General features: G+C 64.6%; 19 protein-coding genes. 17 read left to right on the top strand and 2 right to left on the bottom strand.

Annotated features, from left to right (window positions below; all coding sequences use genetic code 11):
* Positions 1 to 8: 8 nt before the first annotated feature.
* Complete coding sequence (locus RA164_RS12395; RefSeq protein WP_329741158.1) at positions 9 to 905, top strand: LysR family transcriptional regulator; 897 nt, start codon at positions 9 to 11, stop codon at positions 903 to 905.
* 23 nt (positions 906 to 928) lie between these two features.
* On the opposite strand, the gene RA164_RS12390 is transcribed toward RA164_RS12395, so the two are convergent.
* On the bottom strand, positions 929 to 1,924 hold the full coding sequence (locus RA164_RS12390) for an NAD-dependent epimerase/dehydratase family protein (protein WP_329741157.1): 996 nt from the start codon (positions 1,922 to 1,924) through the stop codon (positions 929 to 931).
* A 92-nt stretch (positions 1,925 to 2,016) separates the two neighbouring features.
* Between RA164_RS12390 and RA164_RS12385 the strand changes: the two genes are divergently transcribed.
* The 3 genes from RA164_RS12385 to RA164_RS12375 all read left to right on the top strand — a co-directional run bounded on the left by RA164_RS12385 (position 2,017) and on the right by RA164_RS12375 (position 4,950).
* The gene (locus RA164_RS12385; RefSeq protein ID WP_329741156.1) at positions 2,017 to 2,925 is read left to right on the top strand and encodes a LysR family transcriptional regulator; all 909 of its coding nucleotides are present in this window, start codon (positions 2,017 to 2,019) and stop codon (positions 2,923 to 2,925) included.
* A 373-nt stretch (positions 2,926 to 3,298) separates the two neighbouring features.
* Positions 3,299 to 4,345 (top strand): hypothetical protein, encoded by a 1,047-nt coding sequence (locus RA164_RS12380; RefSeq protein ID WP_329741155.1) that lies wholly within the window; start codon positions 3,299 to 3,301, stop codon positions 4,343 to 4,345.
* 158 nt (positions 4,346 to 4,503) lie between these two features.
* On the top strand, positions 4,504 to 4,950 hold the full coding sequence (locus RA164_RS12375) for a GNAT family N-acetyltransferase (protein WP_329741154.1): 447 nt from the start codon (positions 4,504 to 4,506) through the stop codon (positions 4,948 to 4,950).
* Positions 4,951 to 5,000: 50 nt separating this feature from the next.
* Here the strand turns inward: RA164_RS12375 and RA164_RS12370 are convergent, their stop codons facing one another.
* A complete protein-coding gene (locus RA164_RS12370) occupies positions 5,001 to 6,485 on the bottom strand; it encodes an alpha-L-fucosidase (RefSeq protein ID WP_329741153.1) in 1,485 nt (494 codons plus the stop codon).
* Positions 6,486 to 6,666: 181 nt separating this feature from the next.
* On the opposite strand from RA164_RS12370, the gene RA164_RS12365 reads away from it, so the two are divergent.
* The 13 genes from RA164_RS12365 to RA164_RS12305 all read left to right on the top strand — a co-directional run bounded on the left by RA164_RS12365 (position 6,667) and on the right by RA164_RS12305 (position 21,856).
* Positions 6,667 to 7,635 (top strand): potassium channel beta subunit family protein, encoded by a 969-nt coding sequence (locus RA164_RS12365; RefSeq protein WP_329741152.1) that lies wholly within the window; start codon positions 6,667 to 6,669, stop codon positions 7,633 to 7,635.
* 83 nt (positions 7,636 to 7,718) lie between these two features.
* On the top strand, positions 7,719 to 7,943 hold the full coding sequence (hemP, locus tag RA164_RS12360) for a hemin uptake protein HemP (protein ID WP_329741151.1): 225 nt from the start codon (positions 7,719 to 7,721) through the stop codon (positions 7,941 to 7,943).
* Between the two features lie 90 nt (positions 7,944 to 8,033).
* Positions 8,034 to 8,612, top strand: a complete 579-nt coding sequence (locus RA164_RS12355) for a hypothetical protein (RefSeq protein ID WP_329741150.1) — start codon at positions 8,034 to 8,036, stop codon at positions 8,610 to 8,612.
* Between the two features lie 211 nt (positions 8,613 to 8,823).
* On the top strand, positions 8,824 to 10,095 hold the full coding sequence (locus RA164_RS12350) for an efflux RND transporter periplasmic adaptor subunit (RefSeq protein ID WP_329741149.1): 1,272 nt from the start codon (positions 8,824 to 8,826) through the stop codon (positions 10,093 to 10,095).
* Between the two features lie 142 nt (positions 10,096 to 10,237).
* Positions 10,238 to 10,963, top strand: coding sequence for an ABC transporter ATP-binding protein (locus RA164_RS12345; RefSeq protein ID WP_329741148.1), 726 nt, complete (start codon positions 10,238 to 10,240; stop codon positions 10,961 to 10,963).
* A 45-nt stretch (positions 10,964 to 11,008) separates the two neighbouring features.
* Positions 11,009 to 12,355 carry a TolC family outer membrane protein gene (locus tag RA164_RS12340; protein ID WP_329741147.1) on the top strand — a complete coding sequence of 449 codons (1,347 nt, stop codon included), beginning with the start codon at positions 11,009 to 11,011 and terminating at the stop codon, positions 12,353 to 12,355.
* A 62-nt stretch (positions 12,356 to 12,417) separates the two neighbouring features.
* Complete coding sequence (locus RA164_RS12335; RefSeq protein ID WP_329741146.1) at positions 12,418 to 13,731, top strand: ABC transporter permease; 1,314 nt, start codon at positions 12,418 to 12,420, stop codon at positions 13,729 to 13,731.
* 10 nt (positions 13,732 to 13,741) lie between these two features.
* Positions 13,742 to 14,983, top strand: coding sequence for an ABC transporter permease (locus tag RA164_RS12330; protein WP_329741145.1), 1,242 nt, complete (start codon positions 13,742 to 13,744; stop codon positions 14,981 to 14,983).
* Between the two features lie 129 nt (positions 14,984 to 15,112).
* Positions 15,113 to 16,435: an ABC transporter permease gene (locus RA164_RS12325; protein ID WP_329741144.1), complete on the top strand. Its 1,323-nt coding sequence runs from the start codon at positions 15,113 to 15,115 to the stop codon at positions 16,433 to 16,435.
* A gap of 127 nt (positions 16,436 to 16,562) precedes the next feature.
* Positions 16,563 to 17,816, top strand: coding sequence for an ABC transporter permease (locus RA164_RS12320; RefSeq protein WP_329741143.1), 1,254 nt, complete (start codon positions 16,563 to 16,565; stop codon positions 17,814 to 17,816).
* A gap of 88 nt (positions 17,817 to 17,904) precedes the next feature.
* Complete coding sequence (locus tag RA164_RS12315) at positions 17,905 to 19,197, top strand: ABC transporter permease (protein ID WP_329743543.1); 1,293 nt, start codon at positions 17,905 to 17,907, stop codon at positions 19,195 to 19,197.
* Between the two features lie 10 nt (positions 19,198 to 19,207).
* The gene (locus RA164_RS12310) at positions 19,208 to 20,431 is read left to right on the top strand and encodes an ABC transporter permease (protein WP_329741142.1); all 1,224 of its coding nucleotides are present in this window, start codon (positions 19,208 to 19,210) and stop codon (positions 20,429 to 20,431) included.
* A gap of 117 nt (positions 20,432 to 20,548) precedes the next feature.
* Positions 20,549 to 21,856 (top strand): ABC transporter permease, encoded by a 1,308-nt coding sequence (locus RA164_RS12305; protein WP_329741141.1) that lies wholly within the window; start codon positions 20,549 to 20,551, stop codon positions 21,854 to 21,856.
* Position 21,857 lies beyond the last annotated feature (1 nt).

Raw genomic sequence — 21,857 nt, 5'->3', positions numbered from 1 at the left:
ATCGAACAATGGCAGCTGACCTGCAGGATCTTTTTGCCTTCATGGCGGTGGTGCGCGCGGGCGGCTTCCGCGAGGGCGCGCGCGCCAGCGGCAGCTCGGCATCCAGCCTCAGCGAGGCGGTGCGTCGGCTGGAAACACGACTGGGCGTGCGCCTGCTTCATCGCACCACGCGCAGCGTCAGCCCCACGGAAGCCGGTGCGCGTCTGGCCGAACGACTGGCCCCGGCATTGGGTGAGGTCGAGGCCGCGCTCGACGTGGTCAACCACTATCGCGACCGCCCGGTCGGCACGCTGCGGCTGAATGTGCCGGCCAGCGCGGCACGGCTGGTGCTGCCGCCGATCATCGTTCCGTTCCTCAAGACCTACCCCGACATCCGCCTGGAGGTCGTGATCGAGGAAAGCTTCGTCGACCTGCTGGCCATCGGTTGCGATGCCGGCATCCGCTACGACGAGCGGCTGGAGCAGGACATGATCGCGGTACCGATCGGTCCGCGCGTGCAGCGCATGGCCACTGCGGCGGCGCCGGCCTATCTCGACGCGCGGGGGCGTCCGCAGCATCCGCGCGACCTGCTGGAACACGCCTGCCTGCGCGGCCAGTTCGCCAGCGGCGTGATGCCGACATGGGAATTCGAGCGCGACGGCGAGGTGGTCCGCGTCGACCCCACCGGTCCGCTGCTGGTGCGCCTGGGTGCGGGCGCGGATCTCAAGGTCGATGCCGCGCTGGCCGGTCTGGGCATCATCCATCTGTTCGAGGACTGGCTGAAACCGCACCTGGAAAGCGGGCAACTGGAGCCGGTGCTGGAACCGTGGTGGCAACCCTTCAGCGGCCCGTTCCTCTATTACCCCGGCCGTCGCCAGCTGCCGGCACCGCTGCGCGCCTTCGTCGATTTCATTCGTACGCACTGAGTCGCGTTGGCGCAGGTGTCGGGTCAGCGAGGCGAAGGCAGGGGTGCGGGCCGTTTCGCAGTATCGGCTGCCGGCAGGCAGTGCATGCCGCGCAGCGTGGTCTCCACCGCCTGCGCCAGCCTGGTGTGCGGTTCGGCGCCGAGCAGTGCGACCAGCTTGCGGTTGTCCAACTGCAGCGGTCGTTGCCACAGGTAGCGCATCTCGCGCAGTTCGCGCAGCAGGGTGACGAAGGGCGCAGCCAGCGTAGCCAGCCACCATGGAAACGCGCGCACGCGCAGCCGCGGCTGGCTGGCCGCGGCACGGATGGCGTTGGCCAGCGCGTTGCCGTCGATCCAGTGGCCGCCGAAGTGGACGCGCTCGAACACCGCCAGCGCGGACTCGCGTTCCAGCAGGCGCACCACGGTCTCGGCGACGTCGGGCAGGTAGGCCCAGGCGTGGCGTAGGTCGCGACGGCCCGGGTACAGCATTGCGCGCACCGGGCGGCCCGGCTTCACCAGCGCCGCAAACCAGCTGCTTGCCGTGCGCGTGCCGAAGAAGTCGCCGCAGCGCAGAATCACCGTGCGCACACCCTCATTGGCCGCGCGTTCCAGCCGGCGCTCCAGTTCCACCCGGATCGCACCCTTGCGGGTCAGTGGATGCTGCGGCGAATCCTCGTGCAGCAGCGGCAGCGCATCGGGGCCGTAGTTGTAGACGGTGCCGGGCAGCACGATGCGCGCACCGTTGGCACGGGCGGCAGCAATGGTGTGGTCGATCATCGGCAGCACCCGCGTCGACCAGTGGCGATAGCCCGGCGGATTGACCGCATGCACGATCACCGCCACGCCGCGTGCTGCCGCCAGCACGTCGTCGGCGCGCATGGCGTCGCCGTCGATCCATTCGATGTCCGGCGACAGCCCCGGCCGTGTGGCATCGCGGACCAGTGCGCGTACCTGCCAGCCGCGACGCAACAGCGCGGCGGCGGTCTCACCGCCGAAGCCGCCGGTGGCGCCCAGTACCAGCACCTTGCGTGTCGTGTTCATCGCGTTCTCCGTGGTTGAAGGCGACCCCAGCATGGGCTCGTCCAGGTCAAAGGAAAATTGCCCAACATCAAACATCTGCTATACATAAATGCATGGCCATGACCGAACCGGGCTGGGAGCTTTACCGATCCTTCCTCGCGGTGGCGCGCGAAGGCAGCCTGTCGGCGGCCGCGCGCATGCTGGGCATGACCCAGCCCAGCGTGGGGCGGCACATCCGCCAACTGGAGGTGGCGCTGGGCGTGGCACTGTTCACCCGCTCGCCGCGCGGTCTGGCGCTGACCGAGCTCGGCGACGAGCTGGCCGCGCACGCGCAGTCGATGGATGCTGCCTCGGCGGCGTTGCGCCGTGCCGCGTCGGGCAGCCGGCAAGACGTGCGCGGCGTGGTGCGGATCAGCTGCAGCGACGTGGTTGGTGCCGAGGTGCTGCCGCCGATGCTGGTGACGCTGCGCAAGCGCTATCCCGGCATCGTGATCGAGTTGTCGCCGTCGAACCGGGTCGAGGATCTGCTGCGCAAGGACGCCGACATCGCCGTGCGCATGGTGCGCCCCACCCAGGGCGCACTGGTGGCCCGGCGGGTAGGCAGCATTCCGCTTGGGCTATACGCGCACCGTCGCTACCTCAAGGCGCACGGCCGGCCACAAAAAGTAGGCGAGCTGGCGCAGCACGCGATCATCGGCTTCGACCACGAGACGCCTGCCCTGCGGGCGATCCGCCACCGCCTGCCGTTCGGACGCGAACACTTCGCGCTGCGCACTGACAGCGATCTGACCCAACTGGCCGCACTGCGCGCCGGTTTCGGCATCGGCGTCTGCCAGTGCGCTATCGCCCGACGCGACCGCCAACTGGAACGCCTGCTGCCCGACGCCTTCGAACTCGAACTCGACACCTGGCTGGTCATGCACGAAGACCTGCGCACCAGCCACCGCGTGCGCGCGGTGTACGACCATCTTTTTGCGGCGTTGAAGAATTATGTCGGAGGCGGTGCCGGGACGGAGGCGTGAGCGAGGCCAGAACATGCGTCTGAGTGAGTGGGTGTTACATCATTAGTCAGTAGCCAATGTTGGCCGTGGTCCCGTGCCGAATCCGCCTCCCGCGTGCAAACCAGCGACTGTTGGTCAAGAATGCTCTGGAATCTTCAGGGAGGGCGTCATGAACTGCTTCGACCATCCAGCCGTGACTGCGTTGGGAGCCTGCAAGGCCTACGGCAACGGACTGTATCGTGGATGTGGGGCGCGGACTTCCCTGCAAGGGCGAGCATGAACGCATGGTGCAGGCTGACGACGATATGCTTAGACGGAACCAATAAGCTCGGTCTGCGGTGCCTCGAAACATCATTCTAATGCCTGCCTTCTATCGTTCAGAGCGGCATGCGGTTTGGACAAGCTGCGGCTGACAGCGATCACGCCATCGTGGATGCATGTCTCGGCAGATCTAGCGCGAGAACTTTTTCAAAGTGTACATGGCAGTATTTTTGGATTAACTCGTACAGGGGGTGGTATGGATACCGAATGTCAGGCTTGTGGTTATCAAAGAAAAGTGACGGATCAGGCTCCAGATTGGCAATGCCCCTCTTGTGGCAAGGCGTATGTAAAGACCTCGCAAAAATCGCCCAGTCCCTTGGTGATCTATGCTGATAATCTCTCCGAAGAGTCACGCAATCAATTGCGTGATGGAGTTACATGCCGGATTGAACCGAAGGAAACGACCCTTAACAAGCATGGGGTGCTCATCGGGAGTCTGTTTTCGCTCTTGATCTTGGTTGTTCCTATGCTTCTCGATCCGTCGTCAGCATCCGATATTCTTCTTCACAGCAACCTTACTTCGGTGGTGCTCATATTTATCGCGCTGATGGGGTTGGTGGTTCTAGGTAGGCGCGTGAGTGCGGGAGTTGATTCAGGTAACAGCAAATCTGTCTTTTTATTTGCCGCCACATTCTTTGGTGTCGTCCTTGCGGTGCTTTTTTTTGGCTTCTCGATTTCAGGTCATAACGAAGCACGCATCGAGGCTAAGATTCAACACAATGGCGCACGTACCACGGCTGATGTTGTCCATATCTATAGTGGAATATGCGGAAGGAGGTCTTGCGGCATCAATGTTGAATATGTATTCACGCCATCAACTGGGGTAAGCGTTGTATCGAAGCCAATACATGGCTACGCAGAGTTGGCCGACCATTCAAATGATCCGCGTGTCATTTATGCACGCACAAATAAGGAGGTTCCGATTGCCTACGAGGTTGGTCATCCTGAGGTGTCGGCACTGAACTTCAATGATGACGTTTTTCGCCTTGATCATGGTAAACGTTATCGCAAAGGTATTGCCTTCTTGGGTGATATTTTCCTGGGCATTTTTTTGCTGGTACTTGTGTTGCTTGGTTTTAACCTCTGGTTGCGTCCAGGCAGGAAGTCGAATGTCGATTGACCCATGTTCGACAGAGTCTTGCTATGAGGGTAAGCGTCCGCCAACCTTGCCCCGCCTGTCCATCGCTGCACTTCCGCTGCCGAATGGCTGCGACGGGTTGCAGATGATCCATAGCCTTTGACGAAGGCTTTCGACCGATGCCAGGAGAAGAAGCGGTTATGTCCGTACTCGTTCGCCAAGCCACGATCGAAGATCTGGAGCAACTTGCGCCTATGTTCGATAGCTATCGGCAGTTTTGCAGGAAGAATGCAGATGTGGATCTTGCGCATGCATTTCTGCGGGAGCGTCTCCAGCGTCAGGAGTCGCTGATTCTGGTGGCCGGGCTGTCCCGGCAGCTGGTCGGTTTCACTCAGCTTTTCCCAAGTTTCTCGTCTGCCGACGCCGGTCGCACGTTCATACTGGGTGACCTGTTCGTTGCTCCCGAGGCGCGCCGCGAGGGCGTGGCGACGGCATTGGTTGCCGAGGCCATGAAGGTCGCTCGCGCCCACGGCGCAGTCAGCCTGAGCCTTTCTACTGCGCGCGCGAACGTGCAGGCGCAGACGTTGTACGAGTCGCTGGGCTGGAAGCAGGACGACTTCTTCTACCACTACAACTTTGCGCTTTGAATTGCCGGATGCATGCTGCAAGCCGGGGTCTCCACGCGTCGCCGTAATCGTCACGCATGCCCCGGCCCGTAGGTGTGCTTCGGCCCGAGGTATGCCGCGACCTTCGCCAGCTTTGGCGCGCCGAAGCCGTACTCCAGGGCGATGCGCAGCTTGCGGGTGCGGACGGGGTCGAAGCGTTCGAGTTTGCGGTGGCCGATGGTGGTGCCCCAGGCCATGGGTTTCCAGGTGCCGTGGTGCCAGCGGTCGACGCGGTAGTTGGCGATGGTCTGGCCGTGGGCGATCGCTTCGCGCAGGTCGAGGGTGTCGAACGTGATCTCGGCCGGCAGTTCGATGTCGAGCGTCGCAGCGCGCTCGTTCTGGCGTGGCGTCCAGTAGCTGTCCGGGTTGTCGTCGAGCACGTTGGCGGCGCGATGGCCGGTGGCGCTGCTGCTGGCGATGACGCGGGCGCCGTGCAGCAGGTCGTGGGCAAACATGGTTCGGCGTTGGGCGGCGAAGCCGTGCAGGGCGGCCACGTCGGTGGGGTAGAACAGGCCGTCGCGATCGGGCGGCACGCTGAGCAGCAGCTTGCTGTTGCGACCGACCGACTGCATGTACAGCTCGATCAGGTTGTCGGGGCTGCGCACTTTGTCGTTTTCGTCGGCATGCCAGAACCAGCCGGGCCGGATCGACACGTCGGCTTCGCCGGGTCGCCAGGCCGAACCGTAGGGGTCGCCGTGCCCCAGCAGGTCGCCGACCCAAGGGCGGTCGAAGCCGGCGTAGGGCACCCGCGCCGGGTCCACGGTGGACCAGCAGGTGAGGCCGGCAGCGCCTTTTTCGTTGCCGATCCAGCGCACGTCAGGTCCGGCGTCGGAGAAGATCACGGCGTTGGGCTGCAGCCGGCGCACGGTGGCGTGGATGCGCGGCCAGTCGTAGGCCTGGTGCGGGCCGGACGGGCCTTCGCCGTTGGCGCCGTCGAACCACACTTCCACGACCGGGCCGTAGTGGGTCAGCAGCTCGGTGAGCTGCGCCACGTAGAAGTCGTTATAGGCCTTGCCGCTGCCGTAGCTCTTGGCGTTGCGGTCCCATGGCGAAAGGTAGAAGCCGACGCCCAGCCCTTCGGCATGGCAGGCATCGACAAACTCGCGCACTACGTCGCCCTTGCCGTTTTTCCACGGGCTGCTGGCCACCGAGTGGCGGGTGGTCGCGGTGGGCCACAGGCAGAAGCCGTCATGGTGCTTGGTGGTGAGGATCATGCTGCGGAAGCCGGTTTCCCTGGCGGTGCGTGCCCACTGCCGCGCGTCGAGATGGCGCGGGTTGAAGATCGCGGGCGACTCGGTGCCGTCGCCCCATTCCCTGCCGGTGAAGGTGTTGACGGTGAAATGCACGAACATCGCCAGTTCCTCGCGCTGCCAGCGCAACTGCTGCGGCGTGGGCTCGGGGCGCGTGGACAGTGGCGTTCCTGTCGTCTGGGCGGTCGTGGCGTCCGACCATCGTGCGGTGCCGGTGCCGAGCACTGCGGCGGTGGAGCTGGCGATCAGAAAGCGGCGACGATCCATGCGTACCTCCGGTGGGCCGCCGCGGCGGCGGGCTGGGTTTACACAGCTGGGGGTGGATGACGGTCCGACTATAGATTAGTTTGTATCGATCTAAATAGTCTGGCGGCGATGCCCCGTCGTGGACGCCTGCGCACAAGCGCGGCATGCTCAGCGGTCACCGTGCTGCTAAGGAGATGGTCCGATGCTTTATCGCCGCCTGGGTCGTTCCGGCCTTCAATTGTCCGCGCTGTCGTTTGGCGCCTGGGTCACGTTCGGGCGGCAGGTGGGCCGCTCGCAGGCGCGCGACCTGCTGGCGCTGGCCTACGACCATGGCGTCAATTTCTTCGACAACGCCGAGGTGTACAACCACGGTGAGGCCGAGCGGCTGATGGGCGACGTGCTGGCCGACCTGCGCTTTCCGCGCGACAGCTACTGTGTGTCGAGCAAGGTGTTCTTCGGGGCGGTGGCGCAGCCGAAGCCGACCCAGCGCGGGCTGTCGCGCAAGCATGTGATGGAAGCCTGCCACCAGGCATTGCAGCGCCTGCATGTGGAGCACCTGGACCTGTACTTCTGTCACCGTCCCGACCCGGATACGCCGGTGGAGGAAACCGTGGCAGCAATGGACATGCTGGTGCGCCAGGGCAAGGTGCTGTACTGGGGCACCAGCGAGTGGCCGGCCGAGCTGATCGCCGAGGCGCACCGGGTGGCGCGGCAGAACCACATGATCGCGCCGACGATGGAACAGCCGCAGTACAACCTGCTGCACCGTGAGCGGGTGGAGCGCGAATACGCGCCGTTGTACGAAAGCTATGGCATGGGTACCACGATCTGGTCGCCGCTGGCCTCGGGCCTGCTCACCGGCAAATACAACAACGGCGTGCCCGACGATTCGCGGCTGGCGCAGACTGGTTACGAGTGGTTGCGCGACGAGATACTGGGCAACGGCGGCGAGCGCCTGAGCAAGGTACGCCGCCTGCAGCCGCTGGCCGACGAGCTCGGGGTGAGCCTGGCGCAGCTGTCGATCGCCTGGTGCCTGCTCAACCCGCATGTGTCCACGGTGATGCTGGGCGCCAGCCGGCGCGAGCAGCTCGAACACAATCTCGCAGCGCTCGATGTGCTGCCGCGACTGGACGCGGCGATGCGCCAGCGCATCGAGCAGGCGGTGGGCTGAACAGCGGCAATGGCGGCAGGGTTGACGAATAAATGCGAATCATTATCATCTAATCCGACATCTGATTGATTCGGAGTTCCGCCATGTCCGTGTCCACCACCCTGGGCTTTCCCGCCGAGCCGGTCGCCTTGCCGCGTCCGTTCCGTCTGCTGTCGCTGAAGAAAACCGCCGCCACACCAGACGCGCCGGTGCGGCGCATGTCCAGCCAGGCCCTGCTGGCGGGCGGACGCGAACTGGTGATCCAGCACCAGGGCAGCGAGTACCACCTGCGCCTGACCCGCAACGACAAGCTGATCCTGACCAAGTAACCCGGCCGGGCGACGCTGTCGCCTGGCCGTGCATCTGTCCCATCCCTGCCCATGCCGCCGCCGGGCCTTTCGGTAACCCTGGAGGTTGCGATGTTCGGTTGGCTGGCTGCGCACCCCGCCGCATGGGGGCGCCCTTTCCACGGCGGACACGCCGAGCGGCGCTGGCTGCGCATGCCCGGCGGCATGCTGGCGCAACACCTGATGCGACTCGGCCACGTGCTGTATCTGCCGGGCCCGGCCATGGACGCGGCGTTGCCGGCATGCCCGACGGGCTGGCTGGCCGAGCGGCGTGAACTGGCGTTTCTGCTGCGTCCGCATCGGCTGGCAGTTGCCGGCGTGGTGGACACCGACGGGCCACGCGAATGGCTGGAATGCGTGGACCACTCGGGCCGCGTGCAGGCACGGCTGTATCTGTTGCCGGATACCGATTACCTCGCTTGGGACGCACTGCTGGCCGCGGGCGAACGCGTGTCGGCACCGCAACCCGGCATGCCGCAGGACTTCCGTCCGCGCGGTGCCTGTCTGGCCCGTTTCCACGGCTACCTCTTGGCCGGCCTGACGGTGTTCGGGCTGGACCGCAGCGTGGCGGTGTCCCGGCTTGGACATGAGGTGGCACAGCGCATCGCCAGGGCTGAGGCGGTGGCGATGCCACGACACGTCAGCGGTTGAAGCAGCGCCGACGCAGGCGCACTGTCCGCCGCGCCGGGACCTGTCCGGGGCGAACGCTCGACTGTCCGGCCAAGTGTCCGCGGACACTTTCGTTCCGCAGGACTAGGCTTCCAACTGATTGATGTGAAAGTGATTCGCGGGTTGCGGAGGCGCTGGCACGGCGCTTGCTGAACTGGGGAGGGGCCGCACGGTATGCGGCCGGGACTGCGTCATGATCCGCGACACCTCCGCTCAAGACCGCATGGTCGAAATCAAACCCAACCGCAAGCGCCGCTTCATGCTGATCGGCATCGGTGTCGCCGTGCTGGTGGTGCTGGGGCTGACCATGCCGGGCATCCTGCGCCTGTTCTCCGCGCAATCGTCGGTCAGCGCCTCGCGATTGGCCTTCGCCACGGTCGAGCGCGGTCCGTTCATCAACGACATCGCCGCCGAAGGTCAGGTGGTGGCGGCCAACAGTCCCACGCTGTATGCCACCTACGGCGGTTCGGTGACGATGAAGGTGCGCGCCGGCGACAGCGTGAAGAAGGGTCAGGTGCTGGCCGTGATCGACAGCCCCGAACTGCTCAACCAGCTGGCGCAGGCGCAGTCCAAGGCTGCCGGCCTGAAGGTGGACTGGCTGCAGGCGCAGGTGGATGCGCGGACCAAGCGTGGCGACCTGCAGAAGGCGTTCGACAACGCGCAGATCGACGCCAAGAGCGCCGCCACCAACCTCGACCGCGAACAGAAGGCGTTCGCCGCCGGTGCCGCCACCGGCGTGGAAGTCGACCAGTCCAAGGACGCCTTGGAAAAGGCGCGCATCGCGCTGTCGCATGCCAGGGCCGATCTGGGCATGAACAACGACAGCCTGAACTTCAACATCCAGGCCAAGAAGCTGGCCTGGCAGAACCAGAAGCTGGTGGTGGACAACCTGCAGCGCGAAGTGGACGACCTCAACGTGAAGTCGCCGGTGGAAGGCCAGGTCGGCCAGCTGTTCATCGCACCGGTCGCGACCGTGGCGAAGGACGCCAAGCTGCTCAGCGTGATCGACCTGAGCGCGCTGGAAGTGCAGGTGCAGGTGCCGGAAAGCTTCGCCCGTTCGCTGGGTATCGGCATGCTCAGCGAGATCAGCGGCAACGGCAGCACCTGGAAGGGCAAGGTCAGTGCGATTTCGCCCGAAGTGGTCAACGGCGAAGTGGCTGCGCGGGTGCGCTTCGACGGTGCCACGCCGAAGGAACTGCGCCAGAACCAGCGCCTGTCGGTGCGCATCGTGCTCGATCACCGCGACAACGTGCTGACCGTGCAGCGTGGCTCCTTCGTGGACGAGTCCGGCGGCAGCTACGCCTACGTGGTGCATGACGGCATCGCGGTCAAGACCCCGATCCGCATCGGCGCCACCAGCATCGACAAGGTCGAGATCCTGCAGGGCCTGAAGGTCGGCGACCAGGTCGTGATCTCCGGCACCGACAACTTCAAGAGCGCCGACCGCGTGGTGATCAGTCACTGAACGTGACCCACACCCGCGCCCGAGCGCATAGGGCAGGTGCCGGTCGGCCATGGCCGCACCTGTTCGAACCGGACCGTTTCGCCCGGAAGGCTTCCGGCAACGTTGTTGAACTTTCCATCCACCGCCACGAGGAACGTGAACCATGCTGAAGATGACCCACCTGTCCAAGGTCTACCGCACCGAAGTGGTGGAAACCTATGCGCTGCGCGATTTCAACATCGACGTGAAGGAAGGCGAGTTCGTCGCCGTCACCGGCCCCTCCGGTTCGGGCAAGACCACCTTCCTGACCATCGCCGGCCTGCTCGAAACCTTCACCGGTGGCGAATACCACCTCGACGGCATCGAGGTGAGCCAGCTCAACGACAACGCCCGCTCGAAGATCCGCAACGAGAAGATCGGCTTCATCTTCCAGGCGTTCAACCTGATTCCCGACCTGAACGTGTACGACAACGTGGAAGTGCCGCTGCGCTACCGCGGCATGAAGTCGGCCGAGCGCAAGCAGCGCATCATGGACGCGCTGGAACGCGTGGGCCTGGCTTCGCGCCACAAGCACTACCCGGCCGAACTGTCCGGCGGCCAGCAACAGCGCGTGGCGATCGCCCGTGCGCTGGCCGGCTCGCCGCGTCTGCTGCTGGCCGACGAACCGACCGGCAACCTGGACACCCAGATGGCGCGCGGCGTGATGGAGCTGCTGGAAGAAATCCATCGCGAGGGCGCCACCATCGTGATGGTCACCCACGACCCGGAACTGGCCGCGCGCGCCCAGCGCAACGTGCACATCATCGATGGCCAGGTGGTCGACCTTGCTGAAGATCCGCGCTTCCACAGCAGCGTGATGGCGGCGCGCAGTGGCGTGACCGAGGCCTGAGCCACCCATGACCGTCCACGTGTCCGTTACCTGCGAGTCCCGTCCATGCGTATGAAGCTGTTGCCCGTGCTGCTCGTGCTTGCCGTGGTCCCGTTCGCGGGGCACGGCGAGGACCTGATGGACGCCTACCGTCAGGCGGTGTCCAACGACCCGGTGCTGGCCACCGCCGATGCCCAGCGGCTGCTGGTGGCCGAAGACGTGCCGGCCGCGCGTGCCGCGCTGCTGCCGCAGTTGTCCGCCGGGCTGGAGTTCGACCAGATCCACAGCGGTGGAACCAATCAGACGACCGACAGCAGCGGCAACATCGTCAGCACCAGCGGCGGCGGACACACGCGGGAGCGCAGCCTGACCGGCACGCTCAGCCAGCCGATCATCGACCTGGCCGCGATCGCCGACCTGCGGGCGGCGCACGCGGCCAGCGATGCCCAGGAACAGACCTACCGCGCGGCGTTGCAGAACCTCTACGTGCGCGTGGCCAGGGCCTATTTCAACGTGCTGGTGGCGCAGGACACGGTCGAGATCTACCGCAACTACGAGGACGCCTACAAGCAGGAGTTCGACCAGACCCGCACGCGCTTCAAGAACGGTCTGTCGATGGCGGCGGACGTGGCGCAGTCGAAGGCCTACTACCTGTACATCAAGGCGCAGCGGATCAGCGCCCAGGACAGCCTGAAGGACGCGCGCAAGGCGCTGCAGCAGATCACCGGCGAGCCGGTCGGCACGCTGAAGAAGCTGCGCGACGATCTGCCGATGCAGCCGCCCAAGCCGGACAACGCGAAGGCCTGGGTGGATGCCGCGATGCAGACCAACCCGACCCTGCTGGCTGCGCGCTACACGGTGCGCGCCGACCAGCACCGGGTGTTCGCCGCGCGTGCCGGGCACCTGCCGACCCTGACCGCGGGCGTGGGCTACAACAAATTCGGCCAGTGGACGAACACCATGCCGGGCAGCGGGACCTATGGTCCGGCCACCACCACGGTGGGCCTGACCCTGAGCATTCCGCTGTTCAGCGGTGGCCTGACCCATGCCCGGGTCAAGCAGGCCATCTACCAGCGCGACGCCGACCAGGGCACGCTGGAAAGCGAGCGCCGCCTGGCCGAACGCGATGCCAGCAATTACTTCAACCTGGTGGTGGACGGCATCGACCAGGTCGACAGCGCACGCGAATCTGTCGCGGCAGCGAAGCAGTCGCTGGCCTCAATGCGCGCGGGCTATTCGATCGGCACGCAGTCGCTGACCAACGTGGTGTTCGCGATCGAGACGCTGGCCAACGTGCAGAGCGAATACACGGTGGTGCGCCACCAGTTCATCCTCAACAAACTGCTGCTGAAGCAGGCCGCCGGCACCATAAGCGTGGCCGATCTGCAGGCGATCAACCGGTTGCTGCAATGAACCGTGCACGCATGCATCGCATCGACGCCACGGCGACACGCCATCAACGGAGGGCATGAGCCATGCTGGCCTATTACCTCGAACTCGGCCTGCGCAGCCTGCGCCGCAACCCGATGCTGACAGCCTTGATGGTGATGGCGATCGGCTTCGGCGTGGCCGCATCGATGATCACCTGGTCGGTGTTCCGCGCGGTGTCCGGCAACCCGATCCCCGACAAGTCGGCACAGCTGTTCACTCCGCAGATCGACAGCTGGGGGCCGCAGCAGAACCTGCCCCACAACGAACCGGCGGAAGCGCTGGACTATGTGGATGCGACGGCGCTGATGCATGCACACGCGGCGAAACGGCAGACCGTTTTCTACATGGTGGGAATGAGGGTGATGCCGGGCGGCAGCCGCGAGCTGCCGTTGAATGCCAACGGTTACGCCGTCACCAGCGACTTCTTCACCATGTTCGAGGTGCCGTTCCGATACGGCAGTGGCTGGAGTGCGCAGGACGACCATGCGCGTGCGGCCGACGTGGTCATCAGCGACACGCTCAATCAGAAACTGTTCGGTGGCGCCGACAGCGTGGGTCGCATGATCAATCTTGGCGGGCATGGTTACCGCGTCGTGGGGGTAACCCATCACTGGAATCCGAAGCCGCGTTTCTACGACCTGTTCAGTACGCAGGGTTTTGCCGACGAGCCGGACATCTACATGGTGTTCAACCGTGCGATCGATCTGCACATGCATCCCGATGGTCGCAACACCTGTCGTGGTTCGCTCAGCTTCACTAACTGGCAGAGCTATCTGCAAAGCAATTGCGCGTGGATAACGCCGTGGGTGGAACTGGATACCCCGGCCGAAGTCGCCAGCTATCGCCGTTTTCTCACCAATTACGCCGCCGAGCAGCAGCGTGCGGGCCGCTTCAACTGGGCGCCCAACGTACGCCTGCGTGACGTGGTGCAGTGGATGGACTACGAACAGGTGGTGCCACCGGAAAGCCGCATCTCGCTGGTGGTGTCGCTGGGCTTCTTCGTGATCTGCCTGGTCAACACCATTGGCCTGCTGCTGGCCAAGTTCCTGCGCCGTTCGGGCGAAATCGGTGTGCGCCGTGCGCTGGGCGCCACACGGCAGGAGATCTACACGCAGTACCTGATCGAGGCGGGCACGGTGGGGTTGGCCGGTGGCGTGCTGGGGCTGCTGTTCACGGCGGCCGGCGTGTCCAGTGTGGGAATCCTGTTTCCGCCGCAGATCGCCCGGCTGGCACACCTCGATCTCTCGCTGGTGGGGCTGACCCTGCTGGTGGCGATCATCGCGACCGTGCTGGCGGCGTTCTATCCGGCCTGGCGCGCGGCCCATGTGCAGCCGGCCTGGCAGTTGAAGTCGAACTGAGGCGACAACGATGAGTCTCGAGATCAAACCCATCCTCGTCGCACTGCGCCGGCACAAGGCGGGCACCCTGCTGATCGCGCTGCAGATCGCGTTGACTCTGGCGATCGTCTGCAACGCGCTGTTCATTATCCATCAGCGGTTGGCGATCGTGTCCCAGCCAAGTGGCGTGGACGAGGCAGACGTATTCGTCATCGCCAACCGGTGGGCCGACACCGCACAATCGACGACGCAGGTGGATGCGCAGGTGCGTGCCGACCTGCTGGCGCTGCGTCAGCTGCCCGCCGTGCGTGATGCCACGCCTTCCAGCGGTTATCCCTTGCAGGGCGGTGGTTGGGACAATTTCGTCACGATGACGCCCGACCAGACCAAGCCGACGACCGATGCGGCGATCTATACCGGCGACACGCATTTCATTGACACGCTGGGCCTGAAACTGATCGCGGGGCGCAATTTCCGCTCTGACGATGTGATGGTGATGGGTACCCAGCAAAGCATCACGCCACCGACGGTGATCGTGAGCAAGGCGCTGGCCGACCGCTTGTTTCCGGGTGGCGACGCATTGGGCAAGAGTTTCTATGCAATGGGTACGACGCCGAGCACCATCATCGGCATCGTCGACACACTGCATCGGCAAGGCGTGGATCAATGGAGCCAGGCGCATGCCGGGCAGTCGCTGATCTGGCCGCTGCGCGCCGACGACTCGCGCGGCATCTTCTACATCGTGCGTGCCAAACCGGGCCAGCTTGCCACCGCCATGCGCGAGGCGCCCAAGGCCCTGTATGCGCAGAGCCGCATGCGTCTCCTCGACCTCAAGGACAGCATCCAGGACTACGCCACGATCCGTCACAAGGTGTTCGACAGCGATCGCGGCATGGTGATCCTGATGAGCGTGATCAGCATCGTGCTGCTGGCGATCACCGCCGCGGGCATCGTCGGCCTGACCAGCTTCTGGGTTGGCCAGCGGCGCAAGCAGATCGGCGTGCGCCGCGCACTGGGCGCGACCCGCAACGACATCCTCGGCTATTTCCTCACCGAGAATTTCATGATCAGCCTGGCCGGTGTGGCACTGGGCACCGTGCTGGCGCTGGCCTTCAACCTCTGGATGGTCACCCACTTCGCGATGGACCACATGTCGCTGGCCTACATCGGTGTCGGCGTGCTGGTGCTGTTGCTGCTGGGGCAGGGTGCGGTACTGGCGCCGGCGCTGCGCGCGTCGCGCGTGTCACCGATCGAGGCGACACGTACGGCCTAGCGCAGGCAGGCGGCAAGCAACAGCAGTAGGCGGTTTGCGTAACGGGACAACGTGATGGACAGCTTTGGCCGTGTGACCGCTGGTCCATCGAATGCAACGAGATCGTGTTCGCCAACGGGGGCGTGAAACATGTTTGGCTATTACCTGGATCTGGCCCTGCGCAGCCTCAAGCGCAGCCCCGGCCTCACCGTGCTGATGGTGCTCGCCATCGGCTTCGGCGTGGCCGCGTCGATGACCACCTGGTCGGTGTTCCGTGCGGTATCGGGCGACCCGATACCGTGGAAGTCGTCGAAGCTGTTCGTACCGCAGCTCGACATCTGGGGGCCGGAGACCCGCAAGAAGGGTGGCTACGATCATCTGCCCGATGCGCTGGACTACACCGACGCGGTGGCACTGATGCGCGATCACCGTGCGAAGTACCAGTCGGCGATGTATCAGATTTCGCCCTCGGTGGTGCCGGCCGACGCGGCCAAGCATCCGGTCCATGTCAGCGGGCATGCGGTCTACAGCGAATTCTTCCCGATGCTGGACGTGCCGTTCCTGTACGGCAGTGGCTGGACCGCGCAGGAAGACCATGAACGCGCCCATGTGGTGGTGATCAGCAGCAAGCTCAACCGGAAGTTGTTCGGCGGTGCCAACAGCGTGGGCAAGACGATCGATGTCGAAGGCAAGGATTACCGCGTGGTGGGTGTGGCCAATCACTGGAATCCGCAGCCACGCTTCTACGACCTGGTGAATTCCGGCGGCTTCCATACCGACGCGGAAGACCTGTTCATGCCGTTCCAGACCGCCATCGACATGGGACTTTCCAACAACGGCAACACGAACTGCGACGCGATACCGAAGGAAGCCGGCTTCGTCGGCCTGCAGCATTCCAGTTGTGTGTGGATCGCCTACATGGCCGAACTGGACAGCGCCGGTGCGGTGCGCAGCTATCGCGATTACCTGAAGAACTACATGCGCCAGCAGCAACAGTCGGGGCGCTTTGCCTGGCCGCCCAAGACCGAATTGCGCGACCTGCCCCAGTGGCTGAGTTACCAGCATGTGGTGCCCAGCGATACCAAGGTGTCGCTGCTGGTGGCGCTGGGGTTGCTGATCGTTTGCCTGGTGAACACGGCCGGCCTGCTGCTGGCCAAGTTCCTGCGCCGCAGCGGCGAGATCGGCGTGCGTCGCGCATTGGGCGCGCCGAGGGCGGCGGTGTATGCGCAATTCCTGACCGAGGCGGGCATCGTCGGGCTGTCCGGCGGCGTGCTCGGTCTGCTGCTGACCGGACTGGGTGTGGCCAGCGTGAGCTGGGTGCTGCCGAAGGACATCGCCGCACTGGCCCGGCTGAACGTGTCGCTGCTGCTGTTGACCCTGCTGGTGGCGGTCGTGGCGACCCTGCTGGCGGGGTTGTATCCCACCTATCGCGCCTCGCGGGTCCAGCCTGCGTGGCAGCTGAAAAGCAACTGATGCATTCCCGCACGGCACGCCTGGTCGTCACGCCTGTCTGCACGGCGATCCGGCGGCTTCGGCATCAACACACCATGGCACGGGGTTCCGGCATTCGCCGGAACGACAGGCGAAAGAGGACTCGGGCATGACCATCCATCCCATGATCGCGGCGCTGCGCAAGCACAAGGCCGGCGTGGTGCTGATCGCACTGCAGATCGCGTTGACTTTGGCGATCGTCTGCAACGCGGTATTCATCATCGGCCAGCGCATCCAGCGCGTGGACCGCCCCACCGGCCTGAAGGAACAGGACCTGTTCCTGGTGACCAACCAGTGGGTGGGTGCGCCTACCGGCGATGACCCGGCCAGCATCCAGAAACTGGATTCACTGCTTCGCGAGGATCTGGTCACATTGCGTTCGTTGCCCGACGTGGCCTCGGTGTCGCCGGTCAACTCGATGCCCCTGCTCAATTCGAGCTGGAACGGCGCGGTGGCGCTGCAGCCGGGTGCGACGCTGCAAACCATCAAGGCGCGTACCACCTACTTCTTCGGCGACCAGAACTTCGTGACGACGATGGGCCTGCACCTGATCGCCGGCCGCGACTTCAATGCGGGCGACGTCGCCAACAAGGGTTTTCGCAACACTTCCGAGCCGAACATCATCATCGTGACCAAGGCCCTGGCAGACCAGGTGTTCCCCAAGGGCAACGCGATCGGCAAGGCGATCTATCTGGACGGAAGCAATACGCCGAGCACCATCGTCGGGGAAGTGGCACGCCTGCAGTCACCCTCCACGGGGAGCGGGTCCAATGCTTCTGTCTGGAATGCGGTGATCGAGCCAGCCCGCCTGGATGGCAATTTCGCCCTCTACGCGGTGCGCGCCAAGCCGGGACGGATACAGGCGGCGATGCGCGAGGTGGCGCCGGCGCTGTACAAGGCCGACCCGATGCGTGTGCTGGACGACGACAGCGTCAAATCGTTCGCGGACATCCGCGCGCACGCCTACCGCGCCGACGTGGGTATGGCGATCCTGATGGGCGTGATCTGCCTGATCCTGCTCGGCGTCACCGCCGCGGGCATCGTAGGCCTGACCAGTTTCTGGGTCGGCCAGCGGCATCGCCAGATCGGCGTGCGCCGTGCGCTGGGTGCGCGCAAGTCCGACATCCTGCATTACTTCCAGTGGGAAAACCTGCTGATCGCGGGCGGCGGCGCCGTGGCCGGCGTGGGCATGGCGATCATCCTCAACCTGCTGCTGATGAAGTACTACGAGATGAACCGGTTGCCGGTGCCCTACGTGCTGGCCGGCGTCGTGGTGGTGCTGCTGCTTGGACAGTGCGCGGTATTCGCACCGGCGCGACGCGCATCCAACGTGCCGCCGGTGGTGGCGACGCGGTCGGCGTGAATGTTCTGGCGGCGAGGGATGCCGCCAGGGCCTGGATCGACAACGGAACCGTGTGCTGTACGGGTTCCAGGAGAGCAAGGGACATCAAGTGCTGGCTTATTACTTCAACCTGGCGTTGCGCAGCCTGAAACGCAACAAGGTGCTGACGGCGCTGATGGTGCTGACGATCGCGTTGGGCATCGGCACCAGCATGACCACACTGACGGTCATGCACGTGCTGTCGGGCGATCCGATTCCGCAGAAAAGCGCACAGCTTTTCCGCGTGCGGATGAACGTGTTTCCCGATGCCAACTTCAAGCCGGGCGACAAGGTGCCGGACAACCTGACCCGCCGCGATGCCACTGCGCTGATGGGGGATGCGCGTGGCGACCGGCAGGCGATGATGTCCGCGGGGTCGATGGTGGTGTCAACAGCGCAGGGCGATCCTCTGAGTGTTGAGGCGCGCTATACCAGTGCGGATTTCTTCCCCATGTTCGACGTGCCGTTGCGTTATGGGCATGGCTGGAGCCGCGCGGACGACACCGCACGCGAACGCGTCGCGGTGATTTCGGCAGCCTTGAACGAGCAGTTGTTCGGCGGCCGCGACAGTGTCGGCAAGACGCTTAATGTGGGGGATCAGTCGCTGCGCGTGATCGGGGTGCTGGGCGACTGGAACATGAACCCGCGCTTCTACGACCTGAGCAACGGCAAGTTCGGCGACAGCGAACAGGTATTCGTGCCCATCACCACGGCGCTGGACCTGCATCTGCCGACCAGCGGCAATACGAACTGCTGGGGCAGTGGTGCCGACGTACATGCCATGAACGCCCCATGCCTGTGGCTGCAGTACTGGGTGGAGCTGGATACCCCGTCGAAGGTGGCTGCCTATCGGCAGTACCTGCACAACTACATTGCCCAGCAGCAACAGGCCGGACGCTTCACGCACCGCGGGCAGGTATCGCTGCAGGACGTGATGCAATGGCTGGACGCCAAGGGCGTGGTGCCGTCGGACGTACGTCTGCAGATGTGGCTGGCACTCGGGTTCCTGGGGATCTGTCTGCTCAACACGGTGGGCCTGCTGCTGGCGAAATTCCTACGCCGCAGTGGCGAGCTTGGCGTGCGCCGGGCGCTGGGCGCGTCGCGCAAGGCGATCTTCATGCAATGCCTGGTCGAGGCCGGAATCGTCGGCCTGGCAGGTGGCGTGGTCGGCCTGGCACTGGCGGGCCTGGGGGTGCTGCTGGTTCGCCATCAGCCTACCGACTATGCGGCCTTCATCCACATGGACCTCGGCATGTTGCTGACCACCTTTGTGCTGGCCTTGCTGAGCAGCCTGCTGGCGGGCCTGTTGCCGGCATGGAAGGCCATGCATGTGGCACCGGCCGCCGCGCTCAAGTCGAACTAGGACACCTGTGATGCATTTTCGCCACATTCTCCATGCCCTTGGACGCCATCGGATCGCGGTGGGCCTGCTGGTGCTGGAGATCGCCTTTTCCTGCGCGGTGGTATGCAACGCGCTGTTCCTGATCGGCGCCCGGCTAGAGCGCATGCAGCGGCCCACCGGTGTCGACGAAGCGCATCTGGTCGAAGTGGGTGTCCGCAGTGTCATGCGTGGCTCGCCGGAGGCGGTGATGGCGCAGACACGCACCGATTTGGCCGCATTGCGTGCCCTACCAGGGGTGTCCGACACGGCCATCGTCAACCAGACCCTGTTCGGCCACTCTATGAGTTTCAGCGGTGTTCGCCTGCGCGATGACACGAAAGCGCCAAGCATTCCGGTAACCCAGTATCTCGGCAGCGAGTCGCTGGGTCGTACCCTGGGTCTCAAGCTGTCGGCCGGGCGCTGGTTCAAGCCGGATGAGTTCGTCAGCGATGCCAAGCTCGAGAATGGATCTTCCGGTGTGCCGGTGATCATCAGCCGCGCGCTGGCCGATCACTTGTTTCCCGGGCGGTCGGCCGTCGGCCAGACCATCTATGCATTCGGTGCCAACCGTGTGGTAGGTGTGGTGAAGCGGCTGGTGCAACCGCTCGACTACGGGCCGCCCGGCAACTATGGATACGCCATGATGTTTCCGGTCGACATGCCGTATCCGAATGGCACCTATCTGCTGCGGGTGAAGGACACGGCACAGCGGCAGGCCATCATCGGCGAGGCGCTACACGCACTGAAAACCGACGGCCCGCTCCGGCTGGTTTCGTCGAAGTACGCCACCACCCTGGAGGCAGCGCGCGACAAGTATTACCGCAACGACCGCGCCATGGCCTGGCTGCTCGTGGGCGTGTGTCTGCTGCTGCTCGTGGTTACGGCGGTGGGTATCGTGGGGTTGACCAGTTTCTGGGTGGCGCAACGGCGTCGGCAGATCGGCATACGCCGCGCCATCGGTGCCACGCGCGCCGACATCCTGGCCTATTTCCATGTTGAGAATTTCCTCATCGCCACGGGCGGCATCGTGCTCGGCATGGGCCTGACTTATGGCCTCAACCTGCTGCTGATGCTGCATTACGAACTGGGCCGTCTGCCGCTTTATTACCTGCCTGTCGGCGCCGTTGCGCTTTGGCTGCTCGGCCAGCTCGCAGTGCTGGGTCCGGCGCTGCGCGCATCCAACGTGCCGCCGGTGGTGGCGACGCGGTCGGCCTAGGGAGATTTCATGGACAGTGGATGCGCCGGTACGGGGAGGGGACTGCAGCCGTGGTCTAGGACGCCGGCGCATCCCTTGTCCGCCCTTGTGAAGATCGAGAAGAAGGGGAGCTGATCGATGTTCGGTTATTACCTGGATCTGGCCCTGCGCAGCCTGAAGCGCAACAAGGTGCTCACCGCACTGATGGTGCTGGCCATCGCGCTGGGTATCGGTGCCAGCATGACCACATTGACCGTGTTGCATGTGCTGTCAGGCGACCCGCTGCCGGGGCGCAGCAGCAAGCTGTACTACCCGCAGATCGACCCGCGTGACCTGAGTGGCCAGATGTCAGGCAAGGAGCCGCCGGAGCAGCTGACCCTGATCGATGGCCTCAACCTGCTGCATGCGAAACGTGCGGACCGCCAGGCACTGATGACCGGTGGCTCGGTACCGATCCAGCCGGATGACACCGCCATCGATCCGTTCTATGTGCGTGCGCGCTACACCACTGCGGACTTCTTCCCGATGTTCGGCGTCAAGTTCCTCTATGGACGTGGCTGGGACGCGACTGATGATCATGCGAAGGCGCACGACGTGGTCATCACCCGCTCGCTCGATCAGCGTCTGTTCGGTGGTGCCGACAGCGTCGGCCGCACCCTGCGCATGGCCGATACGGTGTTCCGCATCATCGGCGTGATCGGCGATTGGCATCCGGAACCGCATTTCTACGACCTCAATACTGGCAGTTACGGTGGTGCGGAGCAGGTCTTCGTGCCCTTGCAGACGGCGTTGGACCTGCACTTGAAGCATGAGGGTTCGAGCGACTGCTGGGGCAACGGCACCGGCGGTGTGGGCCGCATCTACCCGGCGGCCCAGTGTGTGTGGCTGCAATTCTGGGTGCAGTTGGACACGCCGGCCCGGGCAACAGCCTACAAGCGCTTTCTGGTCAATTACTCGGAACAGCAGAAAGCGCAGGGTCGTTTCATGAAGGCGCCCAACGTGCGCCTGCGCAACGTCATGCAGTGGCTGGCCTACCAGATGGTGGTGCCGGACGATGTGCGCCTTCAGGCCGGACTTGCTTTCGGCTTCCTGCTGGTGTGCCTGGTCAATACCGTCGGCCTGATGCTGGCGAAGTTCATGCGCCGGGCCGGTGAACTGGGCGTACGCCGTGCGTTGGGTGCGTCGAGACGCTCGCTGTTTCTGCAACTGCTGGTGGAGTCGGGTCTGATCGGCCTGGTGGGTGGCATCGGCGGTCTGCTGCTGGCCCTGATGGGATTGTGGCTGATCCGCCACCGGCCATCCGATTACGCGGCGCTGGCGCGTCTTGATCCAGCGATGCTGCTGATCACATTCGCGCTGGCGTTGGGCGCGAGCCTGCTGGCTGGTCTGCTGCCGGCCTGGCGTGCCTGCCAGGTCGCTCCAGCACTCCAGCTGAAGAGCAACTGAC

This window comes from Dyella sp. A6 (assembly GCF_036320485.1).
Lineage (GTDB): Bacteria > Pseudomonadota > Gammaproteobacteria > Xanthomonadales > Rhodanobacteraceae > Rhodanobacter_A > Rhodanobacter_A aluminiiresistens.
The sequence above is the reverse complement of the archived record's forward strand: the minus strand, read 5'-3'. Positions and strand labels throughout refer to the sequence as shown.

Excerpts from the sequence above, each read along its gene's own strand:
- RA164_RS12395 (WP_329741158.1), top strand. The coding sequence starts at position 9 with ATGGCAGCTGACCTGCAGGATCTTTTTGCCTTCATGGCGGTGGTGCGC.
- RA164_RS12390 (WP_329741157.1), bottom strand. The coding sequence starts at position 1,924 with ATGAACACGACACGCAAGGTGCTGGTACTGGGCGCCACCGGCGGCTTC.
- RA164_RS12385 (WP_329741156.1), top strand. The coding sequence starts at position 2,017 with ATGGCCATGACCGAACCGGGCTGGGAGCTTTACCGATCCTTCCTCGCG.
- RA164_RS12375 (WP_329741154.1), top strand. The coding sequence starts at position 4,504 with ATGTCCGTACTCGTTCGCCAAGCCACGATCGAAGATCTGGAGCAACTT.
- RA164_RS12370 (WP_329741153.1), bottom strand. The coding sequence starts at position 6,485 with ATGGATCGTCGCCGCTTTCTGATCGCCAGCTCCACCGCCGCAGTGCTC.
- RA164_RS12365 (WP_329741152.1), top strand. The coding sequence starts at position 6,667 with ATGCTTTATCGCCGCCTGGGTCGTTCCGGCCTTCAATTGTCCGCGCTG.
- hemP (WP_329741151.1), top strand. The coding sequence starts at position 7,719 with ATGTCCGTGTCCACCACCCTGGGCTTTCCCGCCGAGCCGGTCGCCTTG.
- RA164_RS12355 (WP_329741150.1), top strand. The coding sequence starts at position 8,034 with ATGTTCGGTTGGCTGGCTGCGCACCCCGCCGCATGGGGGCGCCCTTTC.
- RA164_RS12350 (WP_329741149.1), top strand. The coding sequence starts at position 8,824 with ATGATCCGCGACACCTCCGCTCAAGACCGCATGGTCGAAATCAAACCC.
- RA164_RS12345 (WP_329741148.1), top strand. The coding sequence starts at position 10,238 with ATGCTGAAGATGACCCACCTGTCCAAGGTCTACCGCACCGAAGTGGTG.
- RA164_RS12340 (WP_329741147.1), top strand. The coding sequence starts at position 11,009 with ATGCGTATGAAGCTGTTGCCCGTGCTGCTCGTGCTTGCCGTGGTCCCG.
- RA164_RS12335 (WP_329741146.1), top strand. The coding sequence starts at position 12,418 with ATGCTGGCCTATTACCTCGAACTCGGCCTGCGCAGCCTGCGCCGCAAC.
- RA164_RS12330 (WP_329741145.1), top strand. The coding sequence starts at position 13,742 with ATGAGTCTCGAGATCAAACCCATCCTCGTCGCACTGCGCCGGCACAAG.
- RA164_RS12325 (WP_329741144.1), top strand. The coding sequence starts at position 15,113 with ATGTTTGGCTATTACCTGGATCTGGCCCTGCGCAGCCTCAAGCGCAGC.
- RA164_RS12320 (WP_329741143.1), top strand. The coding sequence starts at position 16,563 with ATGACCATCCATCCCATGATCGCGGCGCTGCGCAAGCACAAGGCCGGC.
- RA164_RS12310 (WP_329741142.1), top strand. The coding sequence starts at position 19,208 with ATGCATTTTCGCCACATTCTCCATGCCCTTGGACGCCATCGGATCGCG.
- RA164_RS12305 (WP_329741141.1), top strand. The coding sequence starts at position 20,549 with ATGTTCGGTTATTACCTGGATCTGGCCCTGCGCAGCCTGAAGCGCAAC.